The sequence below is a fragment of the Mesorhizobium sp. B2-3-2 genome, assembly GCF_006442295.1.
Classification (GTDB): domain Bacteria; phylum Pseudomonadota; class Alphaproteobacteria; order Rhizobiales; family Rhizobiaceae; genus Mesorhizobium.
The window spans coordinates 92,201-104,984 of the sequence record NZ_VFWA01000008.1; the positions used below are offsets into that span (position 1 = coordinate 92,201).

11 protein-coding genes are annotated in these 12,784 nt (G+C 64.3%); 9 read left to right on the plus strand and 2 right to left on the minus strand.

The features are described 5' to 3' along the window. Positions 1–175: 175 nt before the first annotated feature. Positions 176–1,075: a LysR substrate-binding domain-containing protein gene (locus FJ964_RS19245; protein ID WP_140551858.1), complete on the minus strand. Its 900-nt coding sequence runs from the start codon at positions 1,073–1,075 to the stop codon at positions 176–178. A 167-nt stretch (positions 1,076–1,242) separates the two neighbouring features. Between FJ964_RS19245 and FJ964_RS19250 the strand changes: the two genes are divergently transcribed. The 9 genes from FJ964_RS19250 to FJ964_RS19290 are packed head-to-tail and all read left to right on the plus strand — an operon-like array spanning position 1,243 to position 11,955. After that, the gene (locus tag FJ964_RS19250; protein ID WP_140551859.1) at positions 1,243–2,643 is read left to right on the plus strand and encodes an MmgE/PrpD family protein; all 1,401 of its coding nucleotides are present in this window, start codon (positions 1,243–1,245) and stop codon (positions 2,641–2,643) included. Beyond that, complete coding sequence (locus FJ964_RS19255; protein ID WP_140551860.1) at positions 2,633–3,874, plus strand: FAD-dependent oxidoreductase; 1,242 nt, start codon at positions 2,633–2,635, stop codon at positions 3,872–3,874. The genes FJ964_RS19250 and FJ964_RS19255 overlap by 11 nt, the downstream gene beginning before the upstream one ends. A 2-nt stretch (positions 3,875–3,876) precedes the next feature. Continuing rightward, positions 3,877–4,140, plus strand: a complete 264-nt coding sequence (locus FJ964_RS19260) for a sarcosine oxidase subunit delta (RefSeq protein WP_140551861.1) — start codon at positions 3,877–3,879, stop codon at positions 4,138–4,140. Continuing rightward, a complete protein-coding gene (locus FJ964_RS19265; RefSeq protein ID WP_140551862.1) occupies positions 4,137–6,983 on the plus strand; it encodes a 2Fe-2S iron-sulfur cluster-binding protein in 2,847 nt (948 codons plus the stop codon). Before FJ964_RS19260 ends, FJ964_RS19265 begins: the two co-directional genes overlap by 4 nt. 2 nt (positions 6,984–6,985) lie before the next feature. Beyond that, positions 6,986–7,579, plus strand: coding sequence for a hypothetical protein (locus FJ964_RS19270; RefSeq protein ID WP_140551863.1), 594 nt, complete (start codon positions 6,986–6,988; stop codon positions 7,577–7,579). Beyond that, positions 7,579–8,496, plus strand: coding sequence for a dihydrodipicolinate synthase family protein (locus FJ964_RS19275; protein WP_140551864.1), 918 nt, complete (start codon positions 7,579–7,581; stop codon positions 8,494–8,496). The genes FJ964_RS19270 and FJ964_RS19275 overlap by 1 nt, the downstream gene beginning before the upstream one ends. Before the next feature lies 1 nt (position 8,497). Next, positions 8,498–9,466 (plus strand): D-2-hydroxyacid dehydrogenase, encoded by a 969-nt coding sequence (locus tag FJ964_RS19280; RefSeq protein WP_140551865.1) that lies wholly within the window; start codon positions 8,498–8,500, stop codon positions 9,464–9,466. Between the two features lie 12 nt (positions 9,467–9,478). Next, positions 9,479–11,023: a trimethylamine methyltransferase family protein gene (locus FJ964_RS19285; RefSeq protein ID WP_140551866.1), complete on the plus strand. Its 1,545-nt coding sequence runs from the start codon at positions 9,479–9,481 to the stop codon at positions 11,021–11,023. Positions 11,024–11,052: 29 nt separating this feature from the next. Further along, on the plus strand, positions 11,053–11,955 hold the full coding sequence (locus FJ964_RS19290) for an SMP-30/gluconolactonase/LRE family protein (RefSeq protein WP_140551867.1): 903 nt from the start codon (positions 11,053–11,055) through the stop codon (positions 11,953–11,955). Between the two features lie 51 nt (positions 11,956–12,006). On the opposite strand, the gene FJ964_RS19295 is transcribed toward FJ964_RS19290, so the two are convergent. Then, on the minus strand, positions 12,007–12,780 hold the full coding sequence (locus FJ964_RS19295; protein WP_140551868.1) for an SDR family NAD(P)-dependent oxidoreductase: 774 nt from the start codon (positions 12,778–12,780) through the stop codon (positions 12,007–12,009). Positions 12,781–12,784: the final 4 nt, after the last annotated feature.

A 12,784-nucleotide genomic window follows, 5' to 3' on the forward strand; every position in this document is an offset into this window, starting at 1 on the left:
GCACACAGTAGCGCCATAGCCGACGCCAAGCCATGTTCACGCTCCGTACTCAAAAAGTCGCATAATTGGCAGTGTGGAATTCGGTGTGATGTCCGGAATTATTTGGCATTTCACGGGTTTATGAGTGTGGGTCGCGGGTGGGTGGCCGATGCATTGCCCGACCCATTATACTCCCTTACACAACTCGCTCCCGCATATGCAGGGCGGCCTGTTCCAGGGTCCAGTTTCTGACGATCTTGACGACGTTGCCTTTGGAGAGCTGGCTTTCCGAAAGGTAGTATGTCCACGGGCTGGCGGCGCGCACCGGGAAGGGCTCGATCAAGAGACCGCGAGCTATGTAGGTTCTGGCGAGCGAATATTGCGTAGCGACGCAGCCCGCGCCCATCGCCGCGAGTTCCAGCGCGATGTTGGAGGCATTCGTGGTGATGCCTTTCTCATAGTCGGAAATGTCGATCTGCAGCGCGTCGCCCATGCACTGCCAGTATTCCTGGCGTCCATGCACGAAGATCCAGTCGACGCCGAGTATATCGCTCGGCGCCTTCAGCGCCTTGGGGCCGGACAGCAGGCTTGGCGCGCAAAGGATGGCAAGCTGGTCGCTCCACAGTTGCACGGCGCCCGGCGGCAAGTCGTCGAAGCGGCGGGTCGAGATGGTGATGTCGGCGATCTGCTCGCTGAGGTCCTCCCAGATCGTGCCGTGCAGAACGACCTCGATCTCGGGATGGACCTGGCGGAACGCGCCCATACATCCGGCCAGCCAGTTTTCGGCAAGGCTCATCGGGCAGGAGATGACGACAGTCCGGTTGCGTGACGAGGCGACGATCGCCTCCGTGGCGTGGTCGATCTGGTCGAGCGCCTGGCGCAGGGTGGGCAGGAAGGCTTCGCCCATCTCCGTCAGTTTCAGGCTGCGCGGATAGCGCACGAAGAGCTGGCGGCCGAGATAATGCTCCAGCCCCCGGACATGGTTGCTGACGGCTGCCTGTGTGTAGCCAAGCTCGCTGGCGGCGAGGGTGAAGCTCAGGTGTCGCGCCGAGCATTCGAACGAGCGGATGTAGTTCAATGGCGGAGGTGGCTTCATGGCATCGCTCCTGATCGAGCCGAAAACTAGACCGTCGCGAACGGGTTTCGCAATCGCTTGCCCTCGTTTTTTTTGTACCATGGCGCCAAACTAATCACGTGATCGGCCCGCGAGACCAAATTATTCGTAGTTATCTGGAAGCGCGCGGTTGGCGAGAGGTGGGCATCATGGACCTGCGGTTGGAACGGGGCGAGCCTGCTTGCACCGTGTTCGGGCGTGTCGCGGAGTTCGTGCTGCGCTCCCCGGAGAATTTCTTTCCAGCCGATGTCCTGAAGGCGGCCTCACTCCAGTTCCTCGATACGATGGGCATCGCCATAGCTGCCGGGCCGATGCAGGCCGGCCGCATTGCGCGGGATGCCGCCGTTTTGCTCTACGGTTGCGGAACGGACCGGCACGCCGCAAGGATGATCTTCGATGGCAGGCGGGTCAGCATCGCGGGTGCTGCCTTCGCCGCCGCGACCCAGACCGACAATCTCGACGGCCATGATGGCTATCCGCCAACCAAGGGCCATATCGGGGTTGCGGTCATCCCAGCACTGCTTGCGCTGGCAGAGGAGAAGCCAGATTTGAGCGGGATCGAAGCGCTCGCCGCGATCGTGGTCGGCTACGAAGTCGCGGGCCGCGCCGGCATCGCGTTGCACGCGACTGTTTCGGATTATCACACCTCGGGCGCCTGGAATTCCCTTGGCGTCGCTGCTGTCGCGGCCCGCCTGCTGCGGCTGAACGACACCCAGTTGCGCGACGCCTTCGGCATTGCCGAATATCATGGGCCGCGCAGCCAGATGATGCGTGAGATCGCGACGCCGACCATGCTGCACGACGGCTCCGGCATGGGCGCACAGGTCGGCCTGTCGGCCGCGGTACTCGCGCAAGCCGGATTCTCCGGCGCTCCGGCCATCACTGTCGAGGCGCCGGAAGTGGCCCGATATTGGGCCGATCTCGGCGATTTCTGGCAGATGCCGCTACAATACGTCAAACCCTATCCCATCTGCCGCTGGGCTCACGCCGCGATCGACGCGACCCGGGCGCTATGCCTGCAGCATGGCCTGCGGCCGCAGGATATAGGCAGGGTCAACGTCAACAGCTTCCACTACGCGGCGACGTTGTTCGACGGCATGCCCGACACAACTTCCAAGGCGCAATACAGCTTGGCCTTCGCCGTGGCCACGATGATCCTGTACGGTCGGATAGCGGTGGAGCATATTTCGGGCCAGGGGCTGCGCGACGGCGCGGTTGGGGAGATGCTGGGGCGCGTCGAGGTCAGCGAATCGGCGAGGCACAGCGCTCGTTTCCCGGAAGGGCGCTGGGCTGACGTGCAGATCGAGACGACAGACGGACGCTTGCTGGATTCCGGTGACGTCCACGCACGCGGCGGTCCTGAAGCGCCCATCAGCGAGGCTGATATCGTCGCCAAATACATGGAGTTCTCGGCGCCGGTTCTGGGCGAAGCCAGGGCGGCCGCGATCCGCGATGCTATACTCGGCCTGACCGGCACGGAAAGCCGGTTCTCGGACCTGTCGGCGCTCATCTACGAACCTCCAGGCGGTCTGGGTGGCCATGCCGCTTAGGCTCCTCAAATACGGGTTCAGCCGCGATTATCCGGTGACCGGCGACATTCCCCGGACGCCCGAGCTCAAGCCGTCCTATGACGTGGTGATCGTCGGCGGCGGCGGGCATGGCCTGGCGTGCGCGCACTATTTGTCGAAATATCATGGCATCACCGACATCGCGGTGCTCGAGAAGGGCTATCTGGCTGGCGGAAACACGGCGCGCAACACCACGACGATCCGCTCCAACTACATCACCCAGGAAGGCATCGCCTTTTACAAGGAAGGCGTTTCGCTGTTCGAGACGATGTCGCAGGAGCTCGACTTCAACGTCATGTTCTCGCAGCGCGGCCAGCTCACGCTTGCCCATACGGAGGCCACGCTGCGCGCCTTCGATCTGCGCGCCGAGATGGGCAAGCACATGGGAACCCGCACCGAAGTCATCGACGCAAAGGAAGTCGAAAAGCTGGTGCCGGAACTGAATATGGATCGCGGCAACGCGCTCGAGATTCTTGGCGGCCTGTGGCACGCCGACGGCGGAACAGCGCGCCACGACGCGGTCGCCTGGGGCTACGCGGCGCAGGCCTCGCGCCGCGGTGTGGAGATTCACCAGCGCACCGAGGTCCAGGGCTTTGAGGTCGAGAGTGGCAATGTCCGGGCGGTGATGACAAACCGCGGGCGCCTCGCATGCGGCGCGGTGCTCATCGCCGCTGGCGGCATGAACTACGACGTCGCGATGATGGCTGGGGTGGAGCTGCCGATCCGCTGCTATCCTTTGCAGGCGATGGTGACGCAGCCGCTGAAGCCGTGGCTGCACACGCTGGTCTCGTCGGTATCGCTGCACACCTATCTTGTGCAGTCCTCGCGCGGCGAGGTCGTCATCGGCGGTGGTTCGGATCCGTACCAGCTCTATTCGACTCGCTCGACGCTGGGCATGAAGGAACATCTGGCCGAGGGCGCCGTGCATCTTTTCCCCTTCCTGCAAGGGGTTCGGCTGTTGCGGCAGTGGGCGGGCATCACCGACATGACGCCGGATTACAGCCCGATCATGGGCGCCAGCCCGCTTGCCAATCTCTGGCTCGACTGCGGATGGGGCACCTGGGGCTTCAAGGCAACGGCCGTGGCCGGAAAACGCATGGCCGAGACCATCGCCAAGGGCCGGGCGCCAGACCTGCTCAAGCCCTTCGCGCTGGAGCGCTTCGAGACCTTCCGGCTGCTCAATGAAATGGGCGCGACGGCGGCGAGCCATTGACCATGAAGCAGCTTGATTGCCCCATGAACGGCCTGCGCAACATCGACGAATTCCGGTCTTTCGGTCCGGTGCGCCAGACGCTCGATGCCGATGCGACCGCCGACGCCGACTGGGCGAAACATCTGTTTCGCGCGGACAATCGCAAGGGCGTCGTGACCGAGTGGTGGCGGCACGTGCCGAGCAATTTCTTTTTCCTGGCGGAGCGCGACGTCGTCACCAACGAGATCATCCGGACCTACGCGCCGGGCGAGGGCAATCAGGCATGACCCGGCTTGCGGCACCCTATGGCTCGCGCATTGATCGCACGCAGCCGATGCGCTTTACCTTCGAGGGCAAGTCCTATGAGGGCTTTGCCGGCGATTGCATTGCAAGCGCGCTCGCCGCTTCGGACCAGTGGGTGCTTTCCCGCTCATTTAAGTACCATCGACCGCGCGGCATCATGACCATGGCCGGCGCGGAAGCGAACACTTTGGTGCAGCTTCCGTCGGAGGCGAATGTCCCCGCCGACCTGACGCCGATTTGGGAAGGCATGACGGTGACGGCGCAGAACGTCAACGGCTCGCTGCGAAATGACCGCGACGCCATCATGGATCGGCTTGGGCGGTTCATGCCGGTTGGCTTCTACTATCGCACCTTCATGGGGCCGAGGCAGGATAGCTGGCTTCGCTTCTGGGAGCCGATGATCCGGCGCAAGGCCGGGCTCGGGATCGTCGATACTCGCGCCCCGCATTTAAGCTTCGATAAGGTCGATCTTCACTGCGACCTGCTGGTCGTTGGGGCCGGACCGGCAGGCCTGGCGGCGGCGATCGCCGCCGCGCAAACCGGCGCCGACGTTGTCCAGTGCGACGAGAACCCGGAAATCGGCGGTTCACTGACCTATCGCCGCTGCGATCCGGGCGTGCTCGCCAGCCTGAGGGCTGCCGCGGCGGGATTGGCCAATCTGCGCGTCATGACCGCCACCGTCTGCAACGGCTGGTACGAGGACAACTGGCTGCCGCTGATCCAAGGCAACCGGCTCTACCGCACCAGGGCTCACGAGGTGATCCTGGCAACAGGTGCCATCGAGCAGCCGGCGGTGTTCCGCAACAACGACCTGCCGGGGATCATGACCGTCGGCGCCGTGCAGAGGCTGATGCAGCACTATGCGGTGAAACCCGGCCGCCGCGCCGTCGTGCTGGCAGGCAATGACGACGGCTATGATGCCGCGTTCGACTTGATCGAGGCAGGCGTCGAACTCGCGGCCGTCGTCGATCCGAGACAGGGAGCAGGCAGCAGCGCTGGCGAGCTTCGGGCCAGGGGCGCGGAAATCATCACGGGCGCCCAGATCGATGAAGCGGCCGGAACCCGCGGCAACAAGCATGTCAGACGGGTCCGCGTCGGAAGCCGCTGGATGGACTGCGACCTCGTCGTGATGGCCGCCGGCTCGGCGCCGGCGTGGCAGGTGCCCTGTCATGCGGGCGCCAAGGTCGGCTACGACGAAGCGACCGCGCGCATGACGCTGACGCTGCCGGACGGCGCCGTCCACCTGGCTGGCGCCGTTGCCGGCAGGACGGGACTATCGTCGGCCATGGCGGATGGCCGTCGCGCAGCGCACGAGGCGCTTCATGGGCTGGGACACTCCGATCTGCCCAATGCCTCAAGTGAATTCGAACCTGAAGCCGTGGCCTGGGCGCAGAAGCTGACTGGCCACGAGAAAGGGCGCGACTTCGTCGATTTCGACGAGGATTTGCAGGTCAAGGATCTGCAGAACGCGATAAAGGAAGGCTATCGCGAACTCGAGCTCGTGAAGCGCTTTTCCACCGTCGGCATGGGGCCGAGCCAGGGCAGGCATTCGGCCCTTGCCACGGCGCGGATCGTTGCCGACGCCACCGATCGCAAGGTCGGCCAGGTCGGCGTGACCACGGCGCGGCCGCCGACGGGTCCGGAAAAGCTCGGCGTGCTCGCAGGTCATCATGAGCCGCTGGAGCGTCGCACCGCGCTGCATGCCCGGCATCTTGCGCTCGAAGCCCGCATGAAGCCGATCGGCAACTGGTGGCGACCCTATTATTACGGGCCGGAAAGCCGGAGCGAACGCCTGATCCACGAAGAGGTCGCGGCCGTTCGCGACGGCGTCGGCATGCTCGACGTCTCGACGCTGGGCAAGCTGGAGATCCGTGGTCCGGACGCCGGCGCCTTCCTCGATCGCATGTACACCATGGCCCATGCCAATCAGCCGGTCGGCCGCGTCCGCTACTGCCTGATGCTGAACGAGATGGGCACGGTCATCGACGACGGCGTCGCCTATCGCTTCGCGGAGGACCAGTTCTACGTGACGGCGACGACCGGCGCGGTCGCTCGGGTGCAGGCCGACATGTTGTTCTGGAACGCGCAGTGGCGACTGAAGGTCGACGTGCTCAACGTCACGGCCGGGTTTTCCGGCATCAACGTCACAGGCCCCAAGGCGCGGGACGTGTTGCAGGCGCTCGAGGGAGACATCGATTTTGCGCGCGACGCCTTTCCCTATCTACATGGCCGTCAGGGTCGCCTGGCGGGCGTTCCGGTGCACATCATGCGCATCGGCTTCACCGGAGAAGTCAGTTTCGAGCTGCATTGCCCGTCGAGCTACGCCGTCGCGCTATGGGATGCGCTGGTCGCGGCGGGCAAACCCTATAGTTTGCGCCCATACGGGCTGGAGGCCTCGCGCATCATGCGGCTGGAGAAGGGACATATCCTGATCGGCCAGGACACGGATGCGCTGACCACGCCCGATGAGCTCGGATTCGGCTGGGCGGTTTCGAAGAAGAAGCCGTTCTTCGTCGGCAAGCGATCGATCGAGATGCGCGCCAATCTCGGAGAATCGCGCCGGCTGGTCGGCCTTTCCTTTGAAGGATTGCGCAATGTGCCGGGCGAATCCTGCCTCGTGCTGCGCGGCGGCAACTTGGTGGGGCAGGTCACCTCGCTCGGTTTCTCGCCGACGCTCGGCCATCACATCGCGCTGGCTTATGTCCATATCGACGATGCGGCACCCGGCAGCAGGATTACGGTGAAATGCCGCGACGGTGAGCTGGTCGAGGCACCGGTGGTTGGGCATGCCTTCTTCGATCCGCAGAACGTTCGGCAGGAGCTGTAGCGATGACCGTTCCCGGATCGCGCACATTTCCCTTGTCGCCGGACGGCTCGGCAGCGGAATCCGCCTTGCCGAAGGGCCGGCTGACATTGAGCGATCTGACGGCCCGGCCGCGTTTCGGCATCAAGGGGCCTGGCAGCGCCGGCTGGCTGGCAGCGCAGGGCCTGGCTCTACCGCCCGTCAATGGCGTTGCCACGCTGGGCGGCATCCGGCTGCTGCGTCTGGGGGCCGAGGATTTTCTGGCGGTTGACGATGGTGTCGGCAACGCAGTCGCAAAATTGACCGACGCCTGGCAGGCCGCCGATGGCGCGCGCGGCTACTGGTCCTGGCGGGAGGAGGGCTGGAGCTGGATGCGGCTCTCGGGGCCGCTGACGGAACCTGTGATGGCGCGGCTTTGCGCGCTGGATTTGCGGCCCGACCGTTTCGCCGCCGACGCGATCGCGCAGACGCGGGTCGCGCATGTCGAGGCTGTGCTGGTGCGGGGCGAGGGGGGCTTTGACATCTTCTTCGACATCGCATCGACAGCGTATTTCATCAGGACAGTTGCCACGGTGGCGAAGCTAGCCGCCGACGATACGATGACCAGGGGGATCCACTGATGAACAGCGTACAAGGCGTCATTGCACCGATCCTGACGCCCTTCGAAAAAGACGGCGGCATCGCCCGCGATCTGTGGATAAGCCATGCGAAATGGGTGCTCGCCCAAGGGGCGCATTATCTCTCGCCTTTCGGCACGACCGGCGAGGCGCTGTCGCTCTCGCCGGTCGAGCGCATGGAGGCGCTGGAGTGGCTGGCCGAGGCTGGTATCCCCGCGGAAAAGATGATGCCAGGAACCGGTCTGACCGCGCTGCCCGAGACGGTCGAGCTTAGCAGACATGCGCTGGACGTAGGCTGCGCCGGCGTCATGGTGCTGCCTTCGTTCTTCTACACGGCGGCAGGCGACAATGGACAGGCGCGCTACTATTCGGAACTGATCGACAGGGTTGCCGACCCGAAGCTGAAGCTGATCCTCTATCACATCCCGCAGAACTCCGGCGTGCCGGTCTCGCCGGCACTGGCCGCCCGGCTCAACGCAGCCTTTCCAGACACGGTCGTGGCCTACAAGGACAGCGGCGGAAACTGGGACAACACTGCCGCGATCATCGCCGCGGTCCCGAACATCTCGGTTTTTCCAAGCTCCGAAGTCCAGCTCACCCAGGGGCTGGATGCCGGCGCGGCGGGCTGCATATCAGCCTCGGTCAATCTCAACGCGAAGGCGATCCGAGCGCTCTACGACAATGCGCGCGCGGGGCGAGACGTCACGGCCGCCAACATCGCCATCGAGGCGTTTCGCAAGGCGGTTCAGGATGCTGGTCTGATCCAGGGCATGAAGGCGGCTCTCGCCGTTCGTTCCGGCGATCATCGCTGGCTCAACCTGCGCGCGCCGCATGAGAACGCAACCGTGCAGGAGGGCAAGGCCCTGCTGGATGTGCTGGGGCCTCTTGCCGATCACATTCCCGGCCCGAGGCGAGGCTGAGATGTCGGCGCGCCCGACCGTCATCGTCAGTGCCGATTCGCTGGACGGGCCGCTGGCCGTGCTGGCCGAGACGCATCCCGACATCACGGTGCGTGGCTGCGAAAGTTACGAGGCGCTTCCGGCCCTGATTTCGGAAACCGGCGCCGAAGTGATCTTCAGCATCAGGTTTGGCCAGCGCTCACTCTATCCACGCAAGGCGGTGGTCGAGAACCCGACGGTGCGCTGGGTTTCTGTTGGCGGTTCCGGCACTGATCACCTGCGGCCGTGGGATCCCGCGCGGGTGACGGTCACCAATTCGGCAGGCGTTGCCGCCGACATGATGGCGGAATACGTCTTTGGCGCGATGCTGTCGTTTTCGCTTGGCCTGCGTGGCTTCGCACGCGAACAGGCGGCCGGCAACTGGATCGGCGGCAAGGTCGAGCCGATCCAGGGCAAGACGCTGCTGCTCCTCGGTCTCGGCAAGACGGGGCAGGCGGTTGCCGCCCGTGCCAAGGCGTTCGGCATGACAACGCTGGGGGTGCGAGCGAATCCGAAGCCGACTGAGAATATCGATGAAGTGCACGCCATAGCGGATCTGCCCAGACTTTGGGGCCGTGCCGATTTCATCCTGTGTGCCGTGCCCCTGCTCGACAGCACCCGCGGCCTTGTCGGCGAGGAAGCCTTCGCGGCGATGAAACCTTCGGTCGTGCTGATCGACGTGTCCCGTGGCTTCGTCGTCGACGAGGCGGCGCTTCTCGCGGTGCTCGATGCCGGACGGATCAAGGGCGCGGCGCTCGATGTCTTTGCGACAGAGCCGCTGCCGCAATCGCACCCGCTATGGGGCTACGACAACGTGATCGTCACGCCGCATTGCTCTTCGGTCTATGACGGCTGGGATGTGAAGTCGGTGCGCATGTTCGCCGACAATCTGGCCCGCTACCGGCGTGGCGAGCCGCTGAACAATGTCGTCGATCCCAAACGCGGTTACTAGGAGGACAGGCCGATGACAGCGCATGACAGGCGAAGCGGTGGACGGCGCACCAGAGCAGCGGGGCGCAGCGGCGGCGGGATCGCGCAACTGCCCTGGCAGAGCGTGACGAACCCTTACGCGCCGATGCGGATGCTGGACGAGGAGCAGATGGACAAGCTGCATCGCACCTCGATGCGGATACTTTCCGAGCTCGGCATCCGGGTGGCGGGCGAGAAGGTGATGAGCATCTTCGAAGCCGCGGGAGCCATAGTCGACCGAGAGGAAAGCACGATCCGCATCGACGAGAGCATCGTGACCGAAGCGCTGAAGAGCGCGCCGTCGAGCTTCACGATCACATCGCGCAATCCGGAGAAGAGGATCAGGCTCGGTGGCAATTCGCTGGCGTTCGGCCTCGTTGCCGGCCCGCCCAACGTGCACGATCGCATCAACGGCCGGCGGCAAGGCAATCTCGCGGATTACGAGAATTTCATCCGCCTCGCGCACCACTTCAATGCCATCCACATCATCGGCAACCAGGTCGTGGCGCCGATGGAATTGCCGGCAAACTCCCGGCATCTCGACACCTACCGCGCAAACCTGACGCTTTCCGATTTGGGCTTCCACGCCTCCGCGATAGGACGTGGCCGCGCCATGGACAGCATCAACATGATGGCGATCACGCGCGGCATTCCGGTTGAGGAGATGAGGTCTTCGCCGGGCGTCACAACCATCATCTCCGTGAATTCGCCGCGCCTGTTCGACGAGGCGATGGCGGAGGGGCTGATCGCCATGGCAGAGCACGGCCAGCCGGTGACAATCACGCCGTTCACGCTGATGGGCGCGATGACCCCGGTCACGCTGGCCGCCGCCCTGGCGCAGCAGAATGCCGAAGCGCTCTTCGGCGTGACGCTGACGCAACTGATCAATCCCGGCACGCCGGTGATGTACGGCGCCTTCACCTCGAACGTCGACATGCGCTCCGGCGCGCCTGCCTTCGGCACGCCCGAAAATGCCAAAGCCAACGTCGTCGCCGGCCAGTTGGCCCGCCGCTACAATCTGCCGTACCGCACCTCAAATGCGAATGCGTCGAACGTCGTCGACCTGCAGGCCGCCTACGAAACCGAGATGGCGACCTGGGGCGCGGTGCTCGGCGGCGCGAACCTGATCTATCACGCCGCCGGCTGGCTCGAGGGCGGGCTGACGGCCTCCTACGAGAAGCTGATCCTCGATGTCGAGATCCTGCAGAACATGATGGAGTTCCTGCGGCCGATGCCCTTCGAGGAGGACGACCTTGGCTTCGAGGCGATCAAGTCGGTGCCGACCGGAGGCCATTTCTTCGGCTCCGAGCACACCATGGCGCGCTACAAGACCGCTTTCTACCGACCGATGCTGTCGAACTGGCAGAACTACGGCGCCTGGCAGGAAGCCGGTGGCCATGACGCACTGGAACGGGCGACCCAGCTCTGGCAGCAGGCGCTGGCCGAATATGAAGAGCCCGTCCTGGACCCCGCGGTCCGTGAGGAACTGGATGACTACGTGGCGCGCCGGAGACTTGAGATCGGCGACCAGGAGCCCTGATCGACTTCAAACAGAAGGAGTGGACTGGCATGACCAAACTGCATCTGCTCGGTACCGCGATCGCTCTTGCCCTGACGGCGTCTGCGCAAGCCGCCGACGTCAAGGTCATCAACGACGACGCCTGGTTCGCGGAAGGCCCGATCTGGTACCAGGACAAGCTGTTCTACGTCGAATACGGGCGCAACACCGTCGATGTGTGGGATGGCAAGAAGAACGAAATCTTCTGGAAAATGGACGGCTGCGGGCCCTCGGCGGTCCTGCCGACCGCCAAGGGCGAGTTCGTCGTAACCTGCTACGACAGCAACTCGATCGGCCGCATTTCGGCCGATGGCAAGACCCTCGATGCCTACGACAAGGACAAGGACGGCAAGCCGTTCAGCGGCCCCAACGACTTCGCGCCGGACAAGGATGGCGGAATCTATTTCACCGGCTCGGGCAAGGGCGGCGCTGCGATCGACGCATCGGCCTACTACATCGGCAAGGACGGCAGCGTGGCGAAAGTCGCCGACGACCTGCACAACGCCAACGGCCTGGTCATGTCGAACGACGGCAAGATCCTCTATCTGGTCGAAACGGAAGACAACCGCATCATCGAATTCGATGTCGCCGCCGACCATAGCCTGAGCAACAGGCGCGTCTTCCTGCGGCTGGACGACCTGTTCCCGGACCAGCCGCATATCTGGCCGGACGGCATCAAGATGGACAACGCCGGCGAGATGTATATCGGCCAGAGCCCGCGCTCGCTCGACGCACCCGGCAAGATCATCGTCGTCGATAAGGACGCCAAGCTTCTTCGCACGCTGTCGGTGCCGTCCCCGTCGATGCCGAACTTCGCATTCGGGCCGGACGAGAAGGAACTCTACGTCATGGCCTTGGACCAGATCGACGCTGCGCCATGGCACGGCAAGGTCTACGAGATACCGAACAAGTAGCCGTTATCGAGCACGACTTATCGGTTCGCGATATGCAGGCTGGATGGCCGGTCAACCCGCCATCCAGCCGCCGTCGACCATCAGATTGACGCCGGTCATGTAAGTGGACAGGTCGCTAGCGAGGAACAGGGCTGCGCCGGCGACGTCGTTCGGCTGGCCGAGCCGCGGCCATGGCGTGCGGCGGCGCGAATAGTCGAGGGCGTCGGGATCGTTGGCGACGCCCGGCTTGCCGGTGATGATCTTGCCGGGCGCCACGGCGTTGCAGACGATCAGGTCTTCGGCGTGGTCGAGAGCGATCTGGCGCGTCATCTGGACGATGGCCCCCTTGCTCACCGAATAGGGGAAGTCGCCGGGGCAAGCCACCATGCCGTGCTGCGAGGATATGTTGACGATGCGGCCGCGCACGCCGTTCACCGGCTCCTGCCTGAGCATCTGCAATACCGCGTGCTTCGAACAGTAGAAGAAGCCGGTGACGTTGACCGCCATGACCTTCGCCCACTGTTCTAGCGTGGTCTGGGTCAAAGTCGTCGAGGTGTAGATGGCTGCATTGTTGACCAGCACGTCGAGCCGACCGAAATGGCCGATTGCCTGCTGCGTCATATCTTCGACCGCGCCGTTGTCCGAAATGTCGACGGACAGGAAGATCGCCTCGCCGCTTGCCGATTGGATGGCCTGAGCGGTCGGCTCTCCGCCTTCGATAGGCTCTTCGCGCACATCGGCCACGACGACCCGCGCGCCTTCCTGCGCATAGCGCCGCGCGATGGCCCGGCCGATGCCGGAGCTCCCGCCGGTGACGATTGCTACCTTGCCTTCCATAATACCCATGTCG

Bases quoted from the DNA above. Each gene is read 5' to 3' on its own strand.
- FJ964_RS19260 (WP_140551861.1), top strand. From the start codon at position 3,877: ATGAAGCAGCTTGATTGCCCCATGAACGGCCTGCGCAACATCGACGAA.
- FJ964_RS19275 (WP_140551864.1), top strand. From the start codon at position 7,579: ATGAACAGCGTACAAGGCGTCATTGCACCGATCCTGACGCCCTTCGAA.
- FJ964_RS19270 (WP_140551863.1), top strand. From the start codon at position 6,986: ATGACCGTTCCCGGATCGCGCACATTTCCCTTGTCGCCGGACGGCTCG.
- FJ964_RS19255 (WP_140551860.1), top strand. From the start codon at position 2,633: ATGCCGCTTAGGCTCCTCAAATACGGGTTCAGCCGCGATTATCCGGTG.
- FJ964_RS19290 (WP_140551867.1), top strand. From the start codon at position 11,053: ATGACCAAACTGCATCTGCTCGGTACCGCGATCGCTCTTGCCCTGACG.
- FJ964_RS19280 (WP_140551865.1), top strand. From the start codon at position 8,498: ATGTCGGCGCGCCCGACCGTCATCGTCAGTGCCGATTCGCTGGACGGG.
- FJ964_RS19285 (WP_140551866.1), top strand. From the start codon at position 9,479: ATGACAGCGCATGACAGGCGAAGCGGTGGACGGCGCACCAGAGCAGCG.
- FJ964_RS19245 (WP_140551858.1), bottom strand. From the start codon at position 1,075: ATGAAGCCACCTCCGCCATTGAACTACATCCGCTCGTTCGAATGCTCG.
- FJ964_RS19250 (WP_140551859.1), top strand. From the start codon at position 1,243: ATGGACCTGCGGTTGGAACGGGGCGAGCCTGCTTGCACCGTGTTCGGG.
- FJ964_RS19295 (WP_140551868.1), bottom strand. From the start codon at position 12,780: ATGGGTATTATGGAAGGCAAGGTAGCAATCGTCACCGGCGGGAGCTCC.
- FJ964_RS19265 (WP_140551862.1), top strand. From the start codon at position 4,137: ATGACCCGGCTTGCGGCACCCTATGGCTCGCGCATTGATCGCACGCAG.